Source organism: Streptococcus sp. SP1 (assembly GCF_030440005.1).
GTDB classification, from domain to species: domain Bacteria; phylum Bacillota; class Bacilli; order Lactobacillales; family Streptococcaceae; genus Streptococcus; species Streptococcus parasanguinis.
In genome coordinates this window covers 24,604-43,962 of sequence record NZ_JAQFJJ010000003.1, presented here as the reverse complement: position 1 = coordinate 43,962, position 19,359 = coordinate 24,604, and the positions used below count along the sequence as shown (strand labels likewise).

Below are 19,359 nucleotides of genomic sequence, written 5' to 3'. Positions count from 1 at the left end.
CAAAGAGCCGTAGATTTTAGGTATTTACCTTGTCTACTTAAGAGGTATCATATCATCGAGATAAAGGTGATTTGTTTGTTCCTAAGAATTAGGTTTTAGGTTTGACTTGTGGCAACTTCTGGAAAAAGCTTGTCTAGGATTTTTGGAGTGATAGCTTGTCCAGGACCTTCAGCACAATAGGTGTGAATATACATAGCGGGATTGAAGTTGAGCTCGATACAAGTGAAATGAGGTTTTTCCTTGCTAGCAGGCTGAGTTTTATCTGGAATGATGAGGTCAACCCCGCAAGCCCAGGCCCCCATGCTAGTTGCCATAGCTGCTGCCAATTCTTGGTAAGAGGAATCTATGGTCTCAGTGATATCAATAGAGTCACCACCCGTAGAGATGTTGGAGTTACGGCGGAGATTGACCTTTTTCCCTTCTGGGAGAATATCATCAGGTGCATAACCTTGCTGAGTCAACATCAATTGTTCGATGTCTCCTAGCTTAATGATTTCCAGAGGTGAGCGGTGGTCACGGCCTCGCAATGGATTGGCATTTTTCTGAGCGACTAATTCACGAATGGTGTGTTTGCCATCACCGACAACATTAGCAGCGACACGAAGGAGGACAGACTCACAACGCCCGTCCAGAATGAAGAAACGGTATTCGGTTCCTGGGATAAATTCTTCAACAAGAACAGCTGTATCTTCTGCAAAGGCAATCTCGAGAGCTTTCTTATAGTTATCAAGGCTGGCAGGCTCTTGGAAAATGGAAATGCCCAGACCGAAGTTGGTTGATTTTGGTTTAACCACAATTTGCTTGCCCTTGATAAGAGGATAGTAGGCTAGACCTTGTTCTAGACTGGTAAATTCGTCGCCGGCAGGGACAGGGAAGCCAGCATCAGCCAGGATTTTTTTGGTCACGGTTTTATTAGCCATGGCAAGAGGAACTACATAGTTGTCTTTTGAGGTCATGTTACCATTTTTGACGTACTCAACATGATCTTTATGCCAGAGTTTAAGGAATTGATCCTGCTCATCTAGGATTTCAAAATGAAGCCCTTTTTGAATGGCATCAAAGAGCAGCATCTGGGTAGAAAGTTCCATCTCCTCATAACCCTTAAGGGCATAGTGGGCAGTCCAGTCGTAATCATGATAGGCAAGCGCCTTGTCAAGGGCAAAGTCAGAAAGGGACTTGTCTTTGATATGAGGAAGAAGTTGAGCAGCTAGTGTCTGACTGGAATCTGCAAAGGCATCTTTAACTTGTTTGACCAGCCCTTGATGATAGTCACCAAGCCCAAAATGTTGCACCAGTTGGTCTAGAGCTGTCGTAATGTTCTGAGTTTCAGCTTCAGAAGGTAGAGGTTCTAAAGGATGAGAGAGGGCAATTTTTTCATTCAGCGCGTGACCTTGAGCCAGAGCCTGATCAACATTTTCAGGGGCATCCAGCCAGAGGAAGGCTAGAAGGAGTAGGTGTACGGTATCCATGGTAGTTTGGCTAATACCGATACGCTCAAAGGGGTTGAGGTCGAAGTTACGGAATTCTAGGTAGGTGATTCCCTTGTCAAGGAAGGAGCGATTAACCTTTTGTCCACGGAAACGAACAGCCGAGTAAAATTCCTTTTCCGCAATCAAATCACCTTGTTCGATATAGTTTTCGATGGCAGAGACATAGTCTTCTAGGCTTGCAAAAGATACTTGTATTTCTTCCTTATTGACATAGCCGTGGTCACTGTTACGGAAGGAACGCACAGGTTCTGGAACTTCTTGGTCGAAGAATCCTTGCTCAGCAATAGGTGCAGCCCCAAAAAGATAGGTAATCACCCAACGGTAGCGCAAGTAGTTTTGAGCCAGCTTAAGATAGAGGGCGTTTTTGAAAGCAATTATATCAATCTGGTCACTTTCTTGGAATAGGGCTTCAACCAAATCTTTCCCTAGTTCCATATTATAGTGGATACCTGAGATAGCTTGTAGTTTAGTTCCGTATTTTTCGGCCAGGTAGTTACGATAATGGCGTTCAAATTCATTTTCCAGTTGGGCAACTTGGATTTCTTGGGCGTTGATACGAGGAGGCATGGACAAGGGCCAGAGAAGTTCATCTTTACTGATGGAACGTCCAGCTACATCGGTAATGGCTCCAAGAAATCGACGAGCCTCAGTGGTAGATTTAGCAACTGGTGTGATGAGTTCCATCTGAAACTCACAAAAATCTGTTTGAATATAAGGGTGGAAACTTCGAGCTCCTAGGCAGGAAGGGTGAGGCGTATGTGCTAATTTTCCCTGTCTATCGACACGAAGACTTTCGCGTTCAATTCCAAAGTTAGCTTGAAGGATAGGGCTAGTAGGCTCCAGCTTTTGAAGCAGTTGATTTATAGTCATAGAGTCACCTTTTCATCTAATGTTAGTGATAGTCTATTATAAATAGGAGATGAAAACAACTTTCCGCTACGGTTAAGGGGAATTTCCGAATGTTTCAGATAAGAATTCTTAAAACCAGTTGTTTTTTAGCTATATTATATGGAAAAATTGTAAAATACCCACTGATTTTTATGTAAAATGTTATTTCTCTTGGAATTTAAATCAAATTAGCCTATACTAATGACGTATATATGAGAACGAAAGAATCCCTAGGGTCGGCACTGCACCCATAAAATGAGACACAAGAAAACACTCCTGTTGAAATCTGGTAAACTAGAAACAGGAGTGTTTTGTTATGGTCAAAAAAGCATATTCGGTAGAAACTAAGTTAGCCTGTATCGAAATGAAGAAGGCAGGCAAATCAAATAAAGTTATCATGGATACCCTCAGTATCAAAAATGCTAGTCAGGCCAAGAACTGGTTGCGATGGTATCAGAATGATGAATTGTACCGTTTCCACCAACCCGTGGGGAAACAATATACTTATGGTAATGGGATGAAACAGTTATCTGAAGTGGAACAGTTACGTTTGCAGGTAGAATTACTAAAAAAGTATCAGAGCTTGATAAGAGAATCGACAAAGTAAGTCTTATCAAGCTAGTAGAAGAGTATAAGAAAACGTGCGCTGTATCTATTATTTTAGAATGTTTCGGCGTCAAACGCTCCACCTTTATCGCTGGAAACAGGAGTGTAAGAATTCTCAGAAAAGAGGCGAAATAGCAGATAATGGCTGTATCGAATGGTTTCACTCTGTTCTCAAGTCTGAAACCTTCTATCTCCATAAGTGGAGAAACATAACTGAAGATAGTCTAACAGATATTGTCAAAAATTACATCATATTTTATCCTGATAATTATGTATCACCATTGAAATAGCCTGCGTGGAACTTGTTTAGACACCGTTAGTTGTGGACAAGTTTCTTTAGGTGCACTAGATGAATCTCTCCCAAAATGTGTTGAAAATATAAATAGAACTCTGGCTTTCTCCTAATGCAAGTACGGGAAGAGTTGAAAAACGCTAACCTGTAATCTCTCCTCTAGCTATTCCACCTATTTCATGCTAGAATAAAGAAAAACACATTTGGAGGCATTATGAATCAGACAGTGACTTATTTGCAGGAATTGACAGCCATTCCTTCACCGACCGGTTATACACGTGAGATCGCAGACTACTTGGTCAAAACCATTGAAGGCTTTGGGTATGAAGTGACTCGGACTGCTAAGGGAGGCGTGAATGTGACCGTTCCTGGTGTAATCACAGACAAGCAACGCTACGTCACAGCCCATGTGGATACCTTGGGGGCTATTGTCCGCGCTGTGAAAGCAGATGGTCGCCTCAAGCTAGACCGTATCGGTGGTTTCCCTTGGAATATGATTGAAGGGGAAAATTGTACAGTCCATGTAGCCAATACAGGAAAGACCCATTCGGGGACAATTTTGGTCCATCAGACTTCTTGCCATGTCTACAAGGATGCTGGAACTGTCGAGCGGACCCAGGACAATATGGAAGTCCGTCTGGATGAAAAAGTGACCAATGAAAAAGAAACCCGTGCCCTTGGCATTGAAGTGGGTGATTTTGTCAGCTTTGATCCCCGGACCATTGTGACAGATACTGGCTTTATCAAATCTCGCCACTTAGATGACAAGGTGAGTGCAGCGATTCTCTTGAATCTTCTGCGCGTGTACAAGGAAGAACAGATCCAATTGCCAGTAACGACCACCTTTGCCTTTTCAGTCTTTGAAGAAGTGGGGCATGGGGCTAATTCTAGTATTCCGGCGGAAGTGGTCGAATACTTGGCAGTGGACATGGGGGCTATGGGAGATGACCAAGCAACGGATGAATACACGGTATCCATCTGTGTCAAAGACGCTTCAGGACCCTATCACTACGAGTTCCGTCAGCATTTGGTAGCCTTGGCAAAAGCCCAAGAAATCCCTTATAAGTTGGACATCTATCCTTTCTATGGATCAGATGCCTCTGCAGCCATGAGCGCAGGAGCAGAAGTCAAACATGCTCTTCTTGGAGCAGGGATCGAATCTAGCCACTCATATGAGCGGACTCACTTGGATTCTGTAGTCGCAACAGAGCGCATGGTCGATGCCTACCTCAAGAGCGACTTAGTAGATTAAAAATTGGAACTACTCTTAGGAGTAGTTTTTTCATAAACTAAAATTTTCTGAAAATTCCTTTTCTTCTGAAAATCATTGTGGTATAATCTTAAAATAAACTTAAAATTTCTTAAGGAGTTTTACATGAAAAAAAGAAATGTCATTGCACTTGCGGGAGTTGCCCTCCTTTCAGCAGGTATCCTAGCCGCTTGTTCGGGTGGTTCTAAATCATCTAGCTCAAGCAACGGTCAAAAATTCTCATATGTCTATGAGACGGAGCCAGAAAACCTAAACTATATCACATCTGGTAAAGCAGCAACCCACGATATCACAGGAAACTTGATTGATGGTTTGTTTGAAAATGACAAATACGGTAACTTGATTCCATCTCTTGCAAAAGACTGGACAGTTTCGCAAGATGGCTTGACTTATACTTATAAACTTCGTGATGATGCTAAATGGTATGATTCAGAAGGCGAAGAGTATGCGGATGTAACAGCTAAAGATTTCATCACAGGGATCAAATATGCGGCTGATAACAAATCAGAAATGCTCTACATCATCCAAGATTCTATCAAAGGCTTGAATGACTACGTCAGTGGTAAAAATAAAGATTTCTCAGCTGTAGGAGTAAAAGCAGTTGATGATCATACCCTTCAAATCACTTTGAACCAACCAGAATCTTACTGGAACTCTAAATTGACTCTTGGGATCACTTTCCCTGTCAACGAAAAATTCGTGAAATCAAAAGGGGATAAATTCGCTCAAGCAAGTGACACCAGCTCCCTTCTTTACAATGGTCCTTACATCTTGAAGAGCTTTACTTCAAAATCTTCTATCGAAATGACCAAGAATGAAAACTACTGGGATAAAGACAAGGTCTACATCTCAGATGTGAAATTGGAATTCTACGATGGACAAGACCAAAGTAAATTGGCCAAATCATTCGGTGAAAATGCTCTTAGCTTGGCAAAACTCTTCCCAACTGGATCTGGTTACTCAGAGCAAGCCAAAGAATTCAAAGACGAAATCACCTACACTCCTCAAGATGCTGCTTCTTATGTTATTGGTACCAACATCGACCGTCAATCCTACAAACACACAGCTAAGAAGACCGATGAAGAAAAACAATCTACTAAGAAAGCTCTCTTGAACAAGGACTTCCGTCAAGCGATCAGCTTTGCCTTCAACCGTGAAGCGTATGCTGCTCAATTAAACGGAAAAGACGGAGCAAGCAAGATCATCCGTAACCTCTACATTCCACCAACATTTGTCCAAGCTGATGGTAAGACCTTTGGTGAAATGGTGAAAACTCAATTGGATACCTACGGAGATGAGTGGAAATCTACTAAACTAGACGATGGTCAAAATGGTCTCTTCGATGCTAAGAAAGCGAAGGAAGAGTTTGCAAAAGCGAAGACTGCCTTGGAAGCAGAAGGTGTGAAATTCCCAATTCACATCGATATGCCTGTAGACCAAACCACACCATCAAGAGTTCAACGGGTACAATCATTCAAACAATCAGTTGAAGAAGCACTTGGTAAAGAAAATATCGTCATCGATATCCAAATGCTTTCGAAAGAAGATCTTCAAAATGTGACCCTCTTTGCGCCAAATGCGGCCGGCGAAGACTGGGATCTCTCTGATAATGTTGGATGGAGCCCTGACTACCAAGACCCATCAACTTACATGGATATCTTGAAAGCTTCATCTGGTGAAAATACTAAGACTTTCCTTGGATTTGACCCAAGTGAAAACAATGAAGCAGCTAAAAAAGTTGGTCTGTACGACTTTGAAAAGATGATCAAAGATGCTGGTGCAGAAACACAAGACGTCAACAAACGCTATGAAAAATATGCGGCTGCACAAGCTTGGTTGACTGATAGTGCCCTTGTGATGCCAACTTCTTCATCAACAGGACGTCCATTCTTGACACGTATCGAACCATTCTCAGCTCCATTTGCATGGACTGGTGGTAAAGGAAAAGACCACGTGATCTACAAAGGAATGAAACTCCAAGATAAAGCTGTGACAACTGCTGACTACAACAAAGCCCTTGAAAAATGGCAAAAAGAACAAGCAGAGTCAAACAAAAAAGCACAAGAAGATCTTAAGAAACACGTCAAATAAGAATCGATAACCGAGGCTGATGCCTCGGTTTTTTGTGGGATTATTTGAATATCTATTTGATCTAAAAACGCTTACATAGTATAATAGGAGTGTTGATTACAAAAAGTGAGGAGATTGACATGAAAAAGAAAACAATGGTTTCCATTGTCGCATCGAGCTTACTGATCGCGCCGATGGTCTTGCATCAAGTAGCAGCAGCAGACGAGCAAACGGAAGAGTTAGCCCCATCGACAGAAGTGGTCCATGCTCCATCTACTGAAGCAATACCGACAGCAAGTGACACCAGTACTGCCACTAGTGAAGAAGGAGCAAGCTCGAGTGAGGGATCGCTGGATCGGGCGGCAGTTGCCAATCAAGCGGCCCACGCAAGAGAAGACAGTGTAGCACAAAGTGAGCCTACGGTCCCAGTGGCAAGTCCAGCAGCAACCAACAGGGAAGCTGCACCTCAATCTGCTCCTCCTTCAGAAGGTCCGGCAACAAGTCAGGATTTAGCAAAGGTCACAGGTAGCACCCTTGCAGCGGATCAGGCCTCTAAAGAGTTGACGGTCCAGGATGCTGTTAATGGCTTACTTCAATGGGCAGCAACAGATCCTAGCCAATTGGGCCAAAGCCAAGCAGATCGCGAACGCTTTGCCAAGAGTTTAGGCTTGATTGAAAAATCTGATGATCTGACTCGTAAGGTTAGTCAGCCAGAATTGGCCAAGATGTATGAAACAGCTAAGAAACTCTACGATGCCTACCGGGCTGAAAAGAAAAGTCCGCTCTTTTTAAATGGTCGTGCCCAGCCGATTTTCCCTTATACGACGGGAGAAAAAGAAGACCAAGACTACAAATATGAAGACAGCCAAATTGTACGCTTCCCTGTCTATGTCGAAACGGACTACGACACCGACGCAGATGGCAAGCCTGACTTAGTCAAAGCCATTGTTCAACTACCAAAAGCAGTTGCGCAAGGCGATTTTAAGGCAGCCACTATTCTCGAAGCGCGCCCTTACGTAGCGGGGACACTTGATGAAAACTACGTCACTCTTGAAAGTCTGGGCCTTCCAACGGACGGTAGCTATGATATGAAGAAACTGCACAGCAAACCTGCAAAGAGACAGCCAGTAAGCAGTGAAACAACAGTAGAAGCAGCCAAAAAAGCCAAGGCATCGGATTGGTATTACTACAGTCCCTACGAGTATATCTATGACTACGAAGATCTCAACTGGTACGACTATTTCTTGGTCAGAGGCTATGCCTTTATCTCCAGTGCTGGACTTGGTACCAAGGGATCAGAAGGATTTAACACGACGGGATCCGATCTCGAAATCAATGCCTTTAAGAATATCATCGAATGGGTTAATGGCAAACGCAAGGCCTACACCGATAAGACTAGCAATGTTGAAATCAAGGCAGACTGGGCAACAGGCAATGTCGCTATGACAGGTCTCTCCTGGGCTGGAACCACGACCTTTGGTGTGGCAGCGACAGGCGTAGAAGGCCTAAAGACCATCGTTCCGGCAGCAGGAATCGCCTCATGGTATGATTATTTCAATAGCCAAGGTACCCAGTTTGGTAATGCACCTTATAGTGACCTTTCATGGCTCTCCCTTTACGTTAGCACACGGATGCTGGACCAAGACGACTGGGCAGGTATTTGGCAAAACTATTCTAACTACATCAACCAACTGAACAAGGACCAGTACGCCCATGATCGTAACTACAGCGATGTCTGGAAGGAGCGGGATTATACCCTTCATCCAGAAAATCTCAAGACCAGCGCCCTGATCGTCCATGGCTTGAATGATGACAATGTCAAGACCAAACACTTTGAACTCATGTACGATGCCCTCAAGAAAGCAGGACAAGATGTCAAGCTCTATCTTCACCAAGGAGATCACGTCTATCCAGCGGCTATGTCACGGGGATACGGCATCACCGCCAATGGTCAGGACTTTTATGACCTGCTCAATACCTGGCTGACCCATTACCTCTACGGAGTGGACAATCACGTCGAAAGCTTGCCAGCGGTTCTAGCTCAAAACAACTATGATCCAAGCAAGTGGACCAGCTATGATAACTGGAAGAGCAGTCAACGTCTCTTCTTGAATGCAAGCTCGAAACGGCTAGAAGAAACCATTTCTAGCGATTATGCGGCTGCAGGTGTTGAGATCGCTAACCGTAATGAAACAGTCAGCAAAGCCTCCTCTAAGGCCAATCTGACCTTCGTTTCTGATGTTACTGAGGACACTACGATCAAGGGCCACATCCCCGTTCATTTCAAGGCAGCTCTTGCCAAAGGTCAAGGAAAGAATTTCCAAATCAACGCCCTCTTGGTTGACGTGGCAGATGAGGACTTTGACGTGGTAGGAAATGGTAGCGTCAAGCAAGATAAAACAGCAGACGGTTTCTGGATGGGAAGCAATTTAAGCAACCTATCTGTTGCCGAATACGAAACCATCAAGACCAAGTACAAGGTGATTGCGAAAGGCTGGATCAACCTTGCGAACCCTGAGTCTGGCTACGATTCAGCAAGCTCACGCGCTAGCATTGAGCCAAAAGTTGGGGAATACCATGATTACACCGTTTATCTCCAACCAAATCTCTATACAGTTAAGAAAGGTCACAAGTTAGCCCTAGTCTTTAACACCTATGACCCATCTGATTTAACGGTGGAGCATCCTTATGAAGTGACCTTCAAGACAGATTCTATCCAGGCAGCGATTCCAATTGTCGAAAAGACCCGCGCCCAAAAGGCATCCTATGTACCAAGTGCAACAGATACAGACTATGCGAACTTGCCAGAAATAGAAGGAGCTGCTCTAGTCGCTCCAGAAGTCCACTACAAGGAAGAATATACACTTCCAAGTCCAGAACATTTTGTCCAACCAAACCAAACTGTTCCTGAAATAGAAGAACAGATGCAAACAGGATCAGCAAGACAAGAGCAACCTCATCTTACACTAGCTGTATCCTATGGACATCAATTTGTTTCACAAGGATTGGCAGAAGATCCTAAAGCTGCAACTCTTGTAATCGGAGGAGAACAAGCAGACCATATGCTTCCTCAAACAGGGAGCGAAGATCATGCTCTGGGTCTCTTCGGTGTGATCAGCCTTACAGCTTCTAGTCTCATCTTTTGGCGCAAAAAGAGAGAAGATGCCTAAGGAGTCCCCGTAGCAAATATTTCTAAAATGGCATCATTTAGTGTAAAATAAAAGTAGAAATGCAGATCAGTAGTCACTACTGAAAAAGGAGGAAATATGGCACACGTAATCACAGATGCAACTTTTGAACAAGAAACCAGCCAAGGACTTGTCTTGATTGACTTTTGGGCAACTTGGTGTGGTCCATGCCGCATGCAAGCTCCAATTTTGGATCAGTTGGCAGAAGAAGTACATGAAGATGATTTGAAAATCTGTAAGATGGATGTAGATGAAAATCCAAATACAGCACGTCAATTCGGTATTATGTCAATCCCAACTCTTCTCTTTAAAAAAGATGGACAAGTTGTCAAACAAGTTGCTGGAGTTCATACGAAAGCGCAATTGAAAGAAATCATTGCAGAATTGAGCTAAAAAGAAGACTCGTTTTCCAAACTGGAAAACGAGCTTTTTTATGCTCTTTATTTCTTTCAAATAGACGCGCTACCCATTGACAGCGCTTTCTTATAGTGCTAAAATGAAGCTGTATTTCCTATAAAATTTTTACAGGAAAAAAATTCTCCTAGGAAGATGTAGATCCTAGGAGAAAATCATATATAAAGGTTATTGGCCCTCTGTATCTTGGGCTACCCAGACGCTGACGGAGCGCTCTGCCACTGGGAATTCAGCAGTACCGTCTTCTTGAACTTGGACAGTTTCGCTACAATTTTCTAGGACATCACAGTAGGTGAGGCCTGCGTAGGATGATCCGATCTCCATGACTTTTGTAGCAACTTGGTTATTCGAAACCAAGCAGGCGATTGGTGCTGATTCTTCTGTACCTGAACGTGTCCAACCGATGCAATTAGGATCATCGAAGTAGTCCGTTTGTTCCCCGTAGGCCAGATCTTTACGAACCCATAAGAGACGATCGAGGACCTCTTGGAAACTTTCTTGCGCAAATTTGCCCTTGATACCGTAGTAGTCTCCATAGAAGACACAAGGCAAACCAGCTTTACGAAGTAAGATCAAGGCATAGGCTGCAGGCTTAAACCATTCTTCAATGGTAGATTCCAAGGCTTGCCCTCGTTGGGTATCATGGTTGTCCACAAAGGTTACGGCTTCTTCAGGATGATTGAGTGCTAGTGTTCCGTCAAAAATAGTTCGAAGGTCGAAATTTTCACCCTCTTGACTAGCTCGGAAGAGATTTTGGTGGAGGGCTACATCGATCAAGTCATACAAGTAGTCAATGCTTTCCAAGTACTCATCGTTGGTTTCTGTGTCCCCATTCCAAAATTCGCCAAAAACGTAGAAATCTTCACCATATTTTTTGGTGATATTGTGGATGAAATTCTTCATAAAGAAGGAGTCAATGTGTTTGACTGCATCCAGACGGAATCCCTCAACCCCTGTCGTTTCGATAAACCATTCAGCCCATTGGTCGAGATTTTCTACAACCTCGGGATGTTTGAAATCGATATCGGCGTACATGAGGTAATCGTAGTTTCCGTTTTCCTTGTCTACCAGATCTCCATGGGCCCAACCTTTGTTGTCCCCTTGGATTTGGTAGATCCCATTCTTATTACGTGAAGCATCGTAGTCAGTGCCGGTGAAGTGGTACCAATGCCAGTGGAAGTCATTATAGGCGCCATTTCGGCCATCAAAGGTGAATTTGGTCCATCCTTGAATGGTGAAGGGCTCAGTGAGAACCTTGTTTCGATCCATCGGATCGACCTCAACGACCTCGAATTCCTCTAAGCCATCAGCGGCAGCTTTATGGTTGAGTACGACATCGGCCATTGGTTGAATCCCAGCATCTTTGAGGGCTTGAATGGCTTGAAGATAATCGTCTTTGAAGCCATATTTGGTACGAACCGTTCCTTTTTGGTCAAACTCGCCCAAATCAAAGAGGTCATAGACCCCGTAACCAACGTCATTGTTAGAAGTAGCTTTAAAGGCAGGCGGCATCCAGACCTTGCGAATACCCAAGTCTGCTAGGTGTTGCGCATCTTCAGCAAGACGCGTCCAGTGGTTCCCATCAGCAGGCAAATACCACTCAAAATATTGCATTAAGGTTTGATTTTCCATTTTTATTTCTTCTTTCATGTGAATGTCCTTATTTTACCAAAAATAGTTGGATAGGACAAACGTTTGCACTGGAAACAAGCCCTTCCTGAAAAAGAAATCGCATACATGAAAGAAATGAAGTGAGAATATAAAATAATAGAGTCGGGCTCCGCTAGGACTGACTTTGAAAATGGTGAAAGGAGACCATTTTATGAAAAAAACAACTCTTGTTTCTCTACTCGTTGCAGGTTTACTGATTAGTCCTGCCGTACTTGCCCAGCATGTGCAAGCAGACCAAGTAAGTCGCACAACTACTGAGGAGACGGTGACTCCTCCAGCGACAAGCTCTGAAGTTACTGAAACAGTGACCTCAACACAAGGAGACAACAAAGAAACCGTTCAGCCTGCTAAAGTGGAAGAGGTTTCAGAAACTAACCGACCAACCACTTCACCAACCGCTCCGACAACTGAGCTACAGGAAGAACCTGCATCAAGTCCAGCGGTAGTGAGCGCCCCAACTGTTGAGTCCACTCTAGCCAATCAGTCAAGCCCTGCGCCTGCGACGCCTGCCGTTCGCAGTCAAGAGGTGAGTGCGACTCCAAAAGTAACCCAAGGGGATTTGGCTAAAATTACTGGTGCGACTGTAACCGACCAGGATCGTGAAAAAGAAGTTACGGTGACGGAGGCAGTCAATCAACTCTTGAACTGGGCTTCGACCAAGGAAAACCAAGTCGGATCTACTGATAAAGACCGATTAGCTTTTGCTAAGAGCTTGGGGATGGTCAAGGAAGGAGTGGAGGGTTCTGCTCCAGTTACTAATCTTACTTCGATGGTTGATGTAGCCAAACAGCTCCGTGCTGCTTACCGCGCAGACAAGAAGACTCCTCTGTTTTTGAATGGCAAAGCACAACCTATTTTCCCATTTACGCCAGGAGACGATCCGGAGCATTACTCCTATGACAAGAGTGACATCGTTCGCTATATTGTCTATGTGGAAACCGATTATGATACGGATGGCGACGGCAAGCCTGACTTGGTTAAGACTTTTGTGCAGGTGCCAAAAGCTGCTGTCAATGGGGACTATAAAGCTGCGACCATTTTTGAAGCTAGTCCTTATGTAACAGGAACAACAGAAGAGCGTACCTTAGAGGGAATTGGTCTCAAAGAAGGTGGAAACTTCGATATGGCCAAGCTCTATGAAAAACCTGCCAAACGCCAAGCAACCAAGACCGTTACGACTGAGGAAGTGGCCAAGGCGACCAATCCAAAGGATTGGTACTATGTCAATCCGCGTGAAAGCTCTGAAGACTATACGCATTATGATTACGAAAATCTCAACTGGTACAATTATTTCTTAGTCCGTGGTTATGCAGTGGTGACCAGCAGTGGCTTGGGCTCAAAAGGATCAGACGGGATCAATACGACCGGCTCTGACCTTGAAGTTGCAGCATACAAAAATATCGTGGAGTGGCTCAATGGCAAACGCAAAGCCTACTCAGATAAGACTAGTAACCATGAAGTCAAGGCAGACTGGTCCAACGGAAACGTCGCCATGACAGGTTTGTCTTGGGCAGGTACGACAACATTTGGTGTGGCTTCTACTGGTGTTGAAGGTCTCAAGACCATTGTGCCGGCTGCAGGGATTGCTAGTTGGTACGACCATTTCAACAGCCAAGGATCTCCTCTGGATACAGGAGCTTCCAATGACCTATCTTGGCTATCTGTCTATACCTCAGGCCGAATCCTTGATAAGGAAGATTGGGATAAGGTCAAGGATTACTATGCAGCCTATATCACCAAGCTTAATGAGCTCCAACACAAGGATGGTCATAATTACAACGAAGAATATGCCAAACGCGACTACACGCTAAACGCAGCCAACTTGAAAGCGGCTCCTCTCATCATTCAAGGTCTCAATGATGACAATGTCAAACCCAAACATTTTGAACTCATGTTAGAAGCCTATAAAAAGGCGGGGATCGATGCCAAGGTCTTGCTCCACCAGGGCAATCACGTTTATCCATCTACTCGTTGGTCAGGAACCGAAGTCGCAGGTCGAGCCTTTAATGACCTGATGAATCTCTGGTATAGCCATTACCTCTATGGTATTGAAAATGGGATTGAAAACCTTCCACAAGTAACAGCTCAGGACAATTTAGATCCAAGTAAATGGCGTCGTTTTGATAAATGGGATACCAACAATGCCATCTCCGCTCGAATTTATTCCAAACGGGAGGATGTGACAGTGACTGGGGATTACTATGGTACGGGAAATAACTGGACCACACGCAACCAAGATGCGGCCTTCCATTCCTCAGAAGTAGCGGCTTCCTATGCAGCACCAGTTGATCAAGATGTCACCATCAAAGGCCATATTCCTGTACATTTTAGCGCCGCATTTGTCAAGGGAGACAAAAACCATGCCCATGTCAGTGCGACCCTGATGGATGTTTCAGACGAAGACTTTGATGTGGTCAAAGAAGAAATCACCTATGATAAAGACGGTTATAGCACACGCACATTAGACAAGGAAACCATCGATGAGACAGGCTACTGGAATGGTAGCAACCTTGAAACCTTGCCTCTCAAACGTTACAAGACCCACAAGGTTAAGAGTGTGGTGATTGCGCGTGGTTGGATGAATTTAGCTAATCCAGCATCTCGCTATGACTCAGCAAGTTCTAGTCATTCTATAGATCTGAAAGAAAATGAATATCATGATTACACCATGTATCTGCAACCAAATCTCTATACAGTGAAAAAAGGCCATCGACTGGTTTTGAGTTTGCACACCTATGATCCGGATTACATCTATTTTGCAGATCCTTATGAAGTGACCTTCAAGACAGATTCTATTTCTGCAACAATTCCAATCGTAGAAAACAGTCGGTCACTCTTGTTCCGTTATCAACCGAGTGAAAAAGATACAGAGTATGCGTCATTGGCAGATCGGATCTTACCAATTGCAACCATTCAACCAAAAGTAGATCCTGAACAAGACCCAAGTCCAGTAGATCAAGCAGAAAAACCAATTGTTCCAAGTAATCCAATGACTCCAACCAATCCAGCTGCTTCTGAAATTCCTCAAAAACCAAGCCACGGTCGGGATCTGATGGACTTCCGTAAGGAACAAAAAGAAGAAACTGCACAAGAATTGGCTCAAAGAGCTGATAAAGATAAAATAGAAGCGTCAAGCCAACCAAGCCTTCCAAAAACAGGTCAAGCAACAAGCCCTTGGACTCTCTTTGGCTTCCTAGGACTCATGCTCACCAGCCTGTTGTCACTTGGCAAAGCTCACAAAGATGAATAATAGAAAAGAAGGACGGAGAAAAGTGAAAACCACCAATAGAGAGAGCATCGAAACGATTTTTACCGAAGCCTTGGCGATTCCGAGCTTCACCAATACTGAGACTGAGCAAGGGATCGAAGCCTACCTGGATCAACGGATTGCCCAGATCCCCTATTTCAAGGAACATCCGGACCATTTTGGGCGCTATCAGGTGCCACAGGATCACTTGCATCGGTCGGTCAATTGGGCCTTGGTTGATAAGGGCAAGAAAAAAACAGTTATCCTTTTCCACCACCATGATACAGTCGATTTAGAAGACTATGGAAACTTGTCGGAAATCGCACTCGATTCTGATCAAGTAGCAGAAGCCTTGAAAGGACTGGACAGTCGACCTGATATGCAGGAAGATTTAGCTTCTGGGGAGTGGAAATTTGGCAGAGGGTCTTGCGATATGAAAGCAGCCCTAGCCCTTCAATTGGGGGTTCTAGAAGCCTATGCAGCAAATCCTACAGAAGGTCAGGTCAATCTGCTCTATCTCTCTGTTGGAGACGAGGAATCCTATTCACGTGGGATGCGGGGAGCTTTGGGCCTCCTCACAGATTTGCAGGAAAAGTTTGATCTGAATTATGTATTAGCAGTGGATTCAGAACCCTTTGAATCGGAAGTAGGAAAAGAAAAGGTCCTTCACATTGGCACAGTCGGCAAACTCATGCCAGTCGTTGTGGCGCAAGGCGTCTTGTCCCATATGAAGGAGCCCCTTAAAGGGATCAATGCCTTGTCGCTCTTAGTAGCCATCGCAAGTCAGCTAGATCTTCATCCCGATCTGGCTGATCAGGCCTTGGGAGAAACGTCTCCTCTTCCTTCTTGGTCCTATCTTAGAGATTTGAAGGAGCAGTACGATGTATCGACCGTACTTTATGCGGCTGGTTATTTCAGTGTATTGCATTTGAAGAAAACACCCCAAGAGCTCTTGCAAAGGATCTATGAGCTTAGTCAGGAGGCCTTGGACGCCTTTTACAAGAAGTACGAGCACTTGCAGGATCAGGCTGGCCAAGACCATATGATTGCAAGGCCAAGAGTCATCACCTATCAAGAACTAGAGGAACGTTGCCAAGCCTTAGAGGGCTACCAAGACTATAGAGAAGCTTCTAATAAAAAAGCGGAGCAAGATTTTCGTAATGGGACCAGCTACCAGAGCCTTGCGATTCAGCAAATCCAGCGACTCCTTGAGTTTCTCGGAGATAAGGATCCTATGGTGGTCATCGGTTTTGCGCCCCCCTATTATCCTTCCATGAATTGTCGCTTTTTAGACAATACCGATTTCAATATTGTGTCCCTCATCACTGATTACCGCGAGTATCTGGACACAAGAGGTTACCTCTTAAAAGTCGAAGAATACTTTATGGGGATTAACGACACCAGTTATTGTGCCTTGGAAAAGGATGTGGCCTCTTATCAAGTCGTCCTAGATAGCCTAGCCACACCAGCCCAGGTCTATGATCTGGATCTGGAAAAAATTGCTCAAATTCAGGTTCCAGCGGTCAATCTAGGCCCTTGGGGCAAAGAATTGCATAAGCGAGGAGAGCGGGTCTACAAAGAAGACTTCTTGGAGACCATTCCAAACTATCTGCTAGAATTGCTCTACCATTTCGATGATCGCTTATCAACAGAATAAGAAAAACGGTCCCAATGAGGATCAATTAGGGAGTTAACATGATTACATTTCACGGAGTTACCAAAGATTACGATGGGCACATTGCCCTCAACCACTTGGATCTGACCATCGAAGATGGACAAATTGTCGGCTTGATTGGTCACAACGGAGCTGGAAAGTCAACGACTATTAAGAGCCTGGTCAGTGTCATCACCCCAACCACTGGATCAATTGAAGTGGATGGTCAGGACCTCTATAGCCATCGACTGGCGATCAAAAAGAAGATCGGTTATGTGGCAGATTCGCCAGATCTTTTCTTGCGCCTCACAGCCAATGAATTCTGGGAGTTGGTTGCGACCTCTTATGATATGAGTCAGAAAGACTGTGACCAACGCTTAGAGGAGCTTCTTAGGATCTTTGATTTTCAGAGCCACCGCTATGAAGTGATTGAATCCTTTTCACATGGGATGCGCCAGAAGGTCTTCGTCATTGCAGCACTCTTGTCAGATCCAGATATCTGGGTCTTGGACGAACCGATGACCGGTTTGGATCCACAAGCTTCTTACGATTTAAAACAAATGATGCGCCAGCATGCGGATCGCGGCAAGACGGTCATTTTCTCTACTCACGTCTTAGAAGTGGCCGAACAACTCTGTGATAAAATCGCCATTCTCAAAAAGGGAAATCTCATTTTCTATGGGACGATAGAGGAATTAAAGGGCCAGCACCCCGAACAAAGTCTGGAAAGTATCTATCTCAGTCTAGCGGGTCGGAAGGAAGAAGGTGGCGATCATGCGTCTTAAGATTATCCAGCAGCTGGTCAATGTCAATATCATCTATGCCAGTCAGCCCGCTCAGATCGCAAAATTACGTGCCAAACAGGCCAAAAAACCGGACGTCAAACTCAATGTCGCCCGCAAATCGGTGCTCAACTATCTCTTTTTAGGCCTGGTTTATTTCGTCATATTTGGCTTGCTCTTTAGCATCTATGATTTTGTCAACCAACCAGCCTTCTTTGTCAATATGGTCGCCCTTTTTTCCTTGATGACCATTTCCCAAGGCTTTATGAGCTTTTACAATGTCTTTTATGAAAGCAAGGACCTCCAGTTTTACCGGCCCTATGCTTTCTCAGATGCGGAAGTCATTGCTGGAAAGAGTATCTCGGTCATCCTGACCCTCCTCATGGCTATCCTTCCCTTGATCAGCTATTTTCTGATCCTCCCTGTCCAAGCAGGTGGCTTTAATCCGTTAGGGATCCTGCTAGGCCTCTTTTGTGCCTTAATTCTCTTAGGCGTTCTCTTTTTAGCGACGATATTACTAGCTCATTTGATCACCAAGACCTTGTTTTTCAAAAAACACACGACCCTGGTCTCCAACATCATGGTCGGAATTGGTTCTCTTCTGAGTCTAGGAGCTTATCTCTATCTCAATCTAGTCCAAACCCATCGGGTAGAAGTGACGGGGGGCGCAGATATTCCCATTCTATTTCCACCTTTTACGGCCTTTCATCAGTTCATCCTCCATCCTTTTGATGGAGAAGCAATCCTTGGCCTTCTGGGCTGGATCCTAGTCCTTCTGGTCTTGATTGGCCTGGTTCGCAAAATCGTGATCCCACAGTTCTATGATGCAGCTCTTGCAGTTGCGACCAACCAAACCGTTAAGGAACGCGTGAGAGTGCTCCATGTGGGTCAGAAAGACTCCTTTAGACGATTTGTCATTCAGTATCATCGCAGACTCTTGAGCGATGGAACCCTTATGGTGCAAGTCCTCTTGATGATGAGTATTCTGCCATATATTTTCCTCCTCAGTGGAGCAGCAGGAGCATCGAAAAATATAGGAGGCCTCAGTCCTTACTTGACGCCCCAGTATCTGGTGCCACTAACCCTTGTTGCCATCTTGATCGGTGTTTTCAATAGTTTTGGAGGCTTGACCAGTATCGGTATTTCGCTAGAGCGCGAAAACTTTGAGTACTTGAGATCCCTCCCTATTGATTTCAAACGCTATCTCTTTATGAAGTTTTGGTTGCTCTATCTGGTGCAATCCATCCTTCCTGTCATTCTTCTAGTTGGCGTTTGTCTCTATTTTGGCGTCCATCCCTTGGCTATCCTAGCCATGTTGCTGATCTGGGTTGTAACGACTATTCCGATTTGCATCCGAGACTATGTCAAAGATTTTCAGAACTTTAGCACCAATTGGACCAATATCACGGAGTTGATGACCCGCCATCGTGGGAATGCAGTTCTTCAGTCTATTCTCTTGATTGTCTTTCTCTTTGTGATGTTTCTCTTGATTATTATCAGCTTCATTTGGACTTATCATTCCGTCAACACCCTACTGGCTGTGATCCTTTATAGTATCATACTGCTGATTGGAGCTGGGATCAGCTATACCATCTACTGCAAAAAAATCCGTACCCTCTACCAAGAGATCGGAGAATAAAAAGAGAGAGTGGGACAGAAATCGGTAATTCGTTAGAATTCGATTTCGTCGTCCCACCTCCGCACAGTTGAGTAGGGCTGTAAAGCTGATGAAATCAGCGTAGTAGAGCCCACTCAACCACTGCGTCTTGCTCGACAATCCAAAAACA

At 44.4% G+C, this 19,359-nt stretch carries 10 protein-coding genes and 1 pseudogene; 9 read left to right on the top strand and 2 right to left on the bottom strand.

Features of this window, described 5'->3' with window-relative positions; all coding sequences use genetic code 11:
• Nucleotides 1-95: 95 nt before the first annotated feature.
• Nucleotides 96-2,360 carry a bifunctional glutamate--cysteine ligase GshA/glutathione synthetase GshB gene (gshAB, locus tag PCY07_RS02335; protein WP_254726854.1) on the bottom strand — a complete coding sequence of 755 codons (2,265 nt, stop codon included), beginning with the start codon at nt 2,358-2,360 and terminating at the stop codon, nt 96-98.
• A 334-nt stretch (nt 2,361-2,694) separates the two neighbouring features.
• Here gshAB and PCY07_RS02330 point away from each other — a divergent pair.
• The 5 genes and pseudogenes from PCY07_RS02330 to trxA form a co-directional block, all read left to right on the top strand.
• Nucleotides 2,695-2,949 (top strand): annotated as a pseudogene (locus tag PCY07_RS02330) (IS3 family transposase); the annotation flags it as partial.
• A gap of 541 nt (nt 2,950-3,490) precedes the next feature.
• Nucleotides 3,491-4,528: a M42 family metallopeptidase gene (locus PCY07_RS02325; RefSeq protein WP_301355988.1), complete on the top strand. Its 1,038-nt coding sequence runs from the start codon at nt 3,491-3,493 to the stop codon at nt 4,526-4,528.
• 123 nt (nt 4,529-4,651) lie between these two features.
• Entirely contained in the window at nt 4,652-6,637 is a 1,986-nt protein-coding gene (locus PCY07_RS02320) for a peptide ABC transporter substrate-binding protein (protein WP_301355987.1), read from the top strand.
• Between the two features lie 119 nt (nt 6,638-6,756).
• A complete protein-coding gene (locus PCY07_RS02315) occupies nt 6,757-9,786 on the top strand; it encodes a CocE/NonD family hydrolase (RefSeq protein WP_301355985.1) in 3,030 nt (1,009 codons plus the stop codon).
• Nucleotides 9,787-9,882: 96 nt separating this feature from the next.
• Complete coding sequence (gene trxA / locus PCY07_RS02310) at nt 9,883-10,197, top strand: thioredoxin (protein WP_003002728.1); 315 nt, start codon at nt 9,883-9,885, stop codon at nt 10,195-10,197.
• Nucleotides 10,198-10,386: 189 nt separating this feature from the next.
• Here the strand turns inward: trxA and PCY07_RS02305 are convergent, their stop codons facing one another.
• The gene (locus PCY07_RS02305; RefSeq protein WP_301355982.1) at nt 10,387-11,868 is read right to left on the bottom strand and encodes an alpha-amylase; all 1,482 of its coding nucleotides are present in this window, start codon (nt 11,866-11,868) and stop codon (nt 10,387-10,389) included.
• Between the two features lie 172 nt (nt 11,869-12,040).
• Here PCY07_RS02305 and PCY07_RS02300 point away from each other — a divergent pair, with 172 nt between their 5' ends.
• From PCY07_RS02300 to PCY07_RS02285, 4 genes are read left to right on the top strand one after another with little or no spacing between them, the layout of a single operon-like run.
• Complete coding sequence (locus PCY07_RS02300; RefSeq protein ID WP_301355980.1) at nt 12,041-15,139, top strand: CocE/NonD family hydrolase; 3,099 nt, start codon at nt 12,041-12,043, stop codon at nt 15,137-15,139.
• Nucleotides 15,140-15,161: 22 nt separating this feature from the next.
• Nucleotides 15,162-16,793: a M20/M25/M40 family metallo-hydrolase gene (locus PCY07_RS02295; RefSeq protein ID WP_301355978.1), complete on the top strand. Its 1,632-nt coding sequence runs from the start codon at nt 15,162-15,164 to the stop codon at nt 16,791-16,793.
• Between the two features lie 38 nt (nt 16,794-16,831).
• A complete protein-coding gene (locus PCY07_RS02290) occupies nt 16,832-17,575 on the top strand; it encodes an ABC transporter ATP-binding protein (protein ID WP_003010968.1) in 744 nt (247 codons plus the stop codon).
• Nucleotides 17,565-19,211 carry a hypothetical protein gene (locus PCY07_RS02285; protein ID WP_301355975.1) on the top strand — a complete coding sequence of 549 codons (1,647 nt, stop codon included), beginning with the start codon at nt 17,565-17,567 and terminating at the stop codon, nt 19,209-19,211. The genes PCY07_RS02290 and PCY07_RS02285 overlap by 11 nt, the downstream gene beginning before the upstream one ends.
• Nucleotides 19,212-19,359 lie beyond the last annotated feature (148 nt).

Coding starts and splice junctions, on each gene's coding strand:
- gshAB (WP_254726854.1), bottom strand. CDS start 2,360: ATGACTATAAATCAACTGCTTCAAAAGCTGGAGCCTACTAGCCCTATC.
- PCY07_RS02325 (WP_301355988.1), top strand. CDS start 3,491: ATGAATCAGACAGTGACTTATTTGCAGGAATTGACAGCCATTCCTTCA.
- PCY07_RS02320 (WP_301355987.1), top strand. CDS start 4,652: ATGAAAAAAAGAAATGTCATTGCACTTGCGGGAGTTGCCCTCCTTTCA.
- PCY07_RS02315 (WP_301355985.1), top strand. CDS start 6,757: ATGAAAAAGAAAACAATGGTTTCCATTGTCGCATCGAGCTTACTGATC.
- trxA (WP_003002728.1), top strand. CDS start 9,883: ATGGCACACGTAATCACAGATGCAACTTTTGAACAAGAAACCAGCCAA.
- PCY07_RS02305 (WP_301355982.1), bottom strand. CDS start 11,868: ATGAAAGAAGAAATAAAAATGGAAAATCAAACCTTAATGCAATATTTT.
- PCY07_RS02300 (WP_301355980.1), top strand. CDS start 12,041: ATGAAAAAAACAACTCTTGTTTCTCTACTCGTTGCAGGTTTACTGATT.
- PCY07_RS02290 (WP_003010968.1), top strand. CDS start 16,832: ATGATTACATTTCACGGAGTTACCAAAGATTACGATGGGCACATTGCC.
- PCY07_RS02285 (WP_301355975.1), top strand. CDS start 17,565: ATGCGTCTTAAGATTATCCAGCAGCTGGTCAATGTCAATATCATCTAT.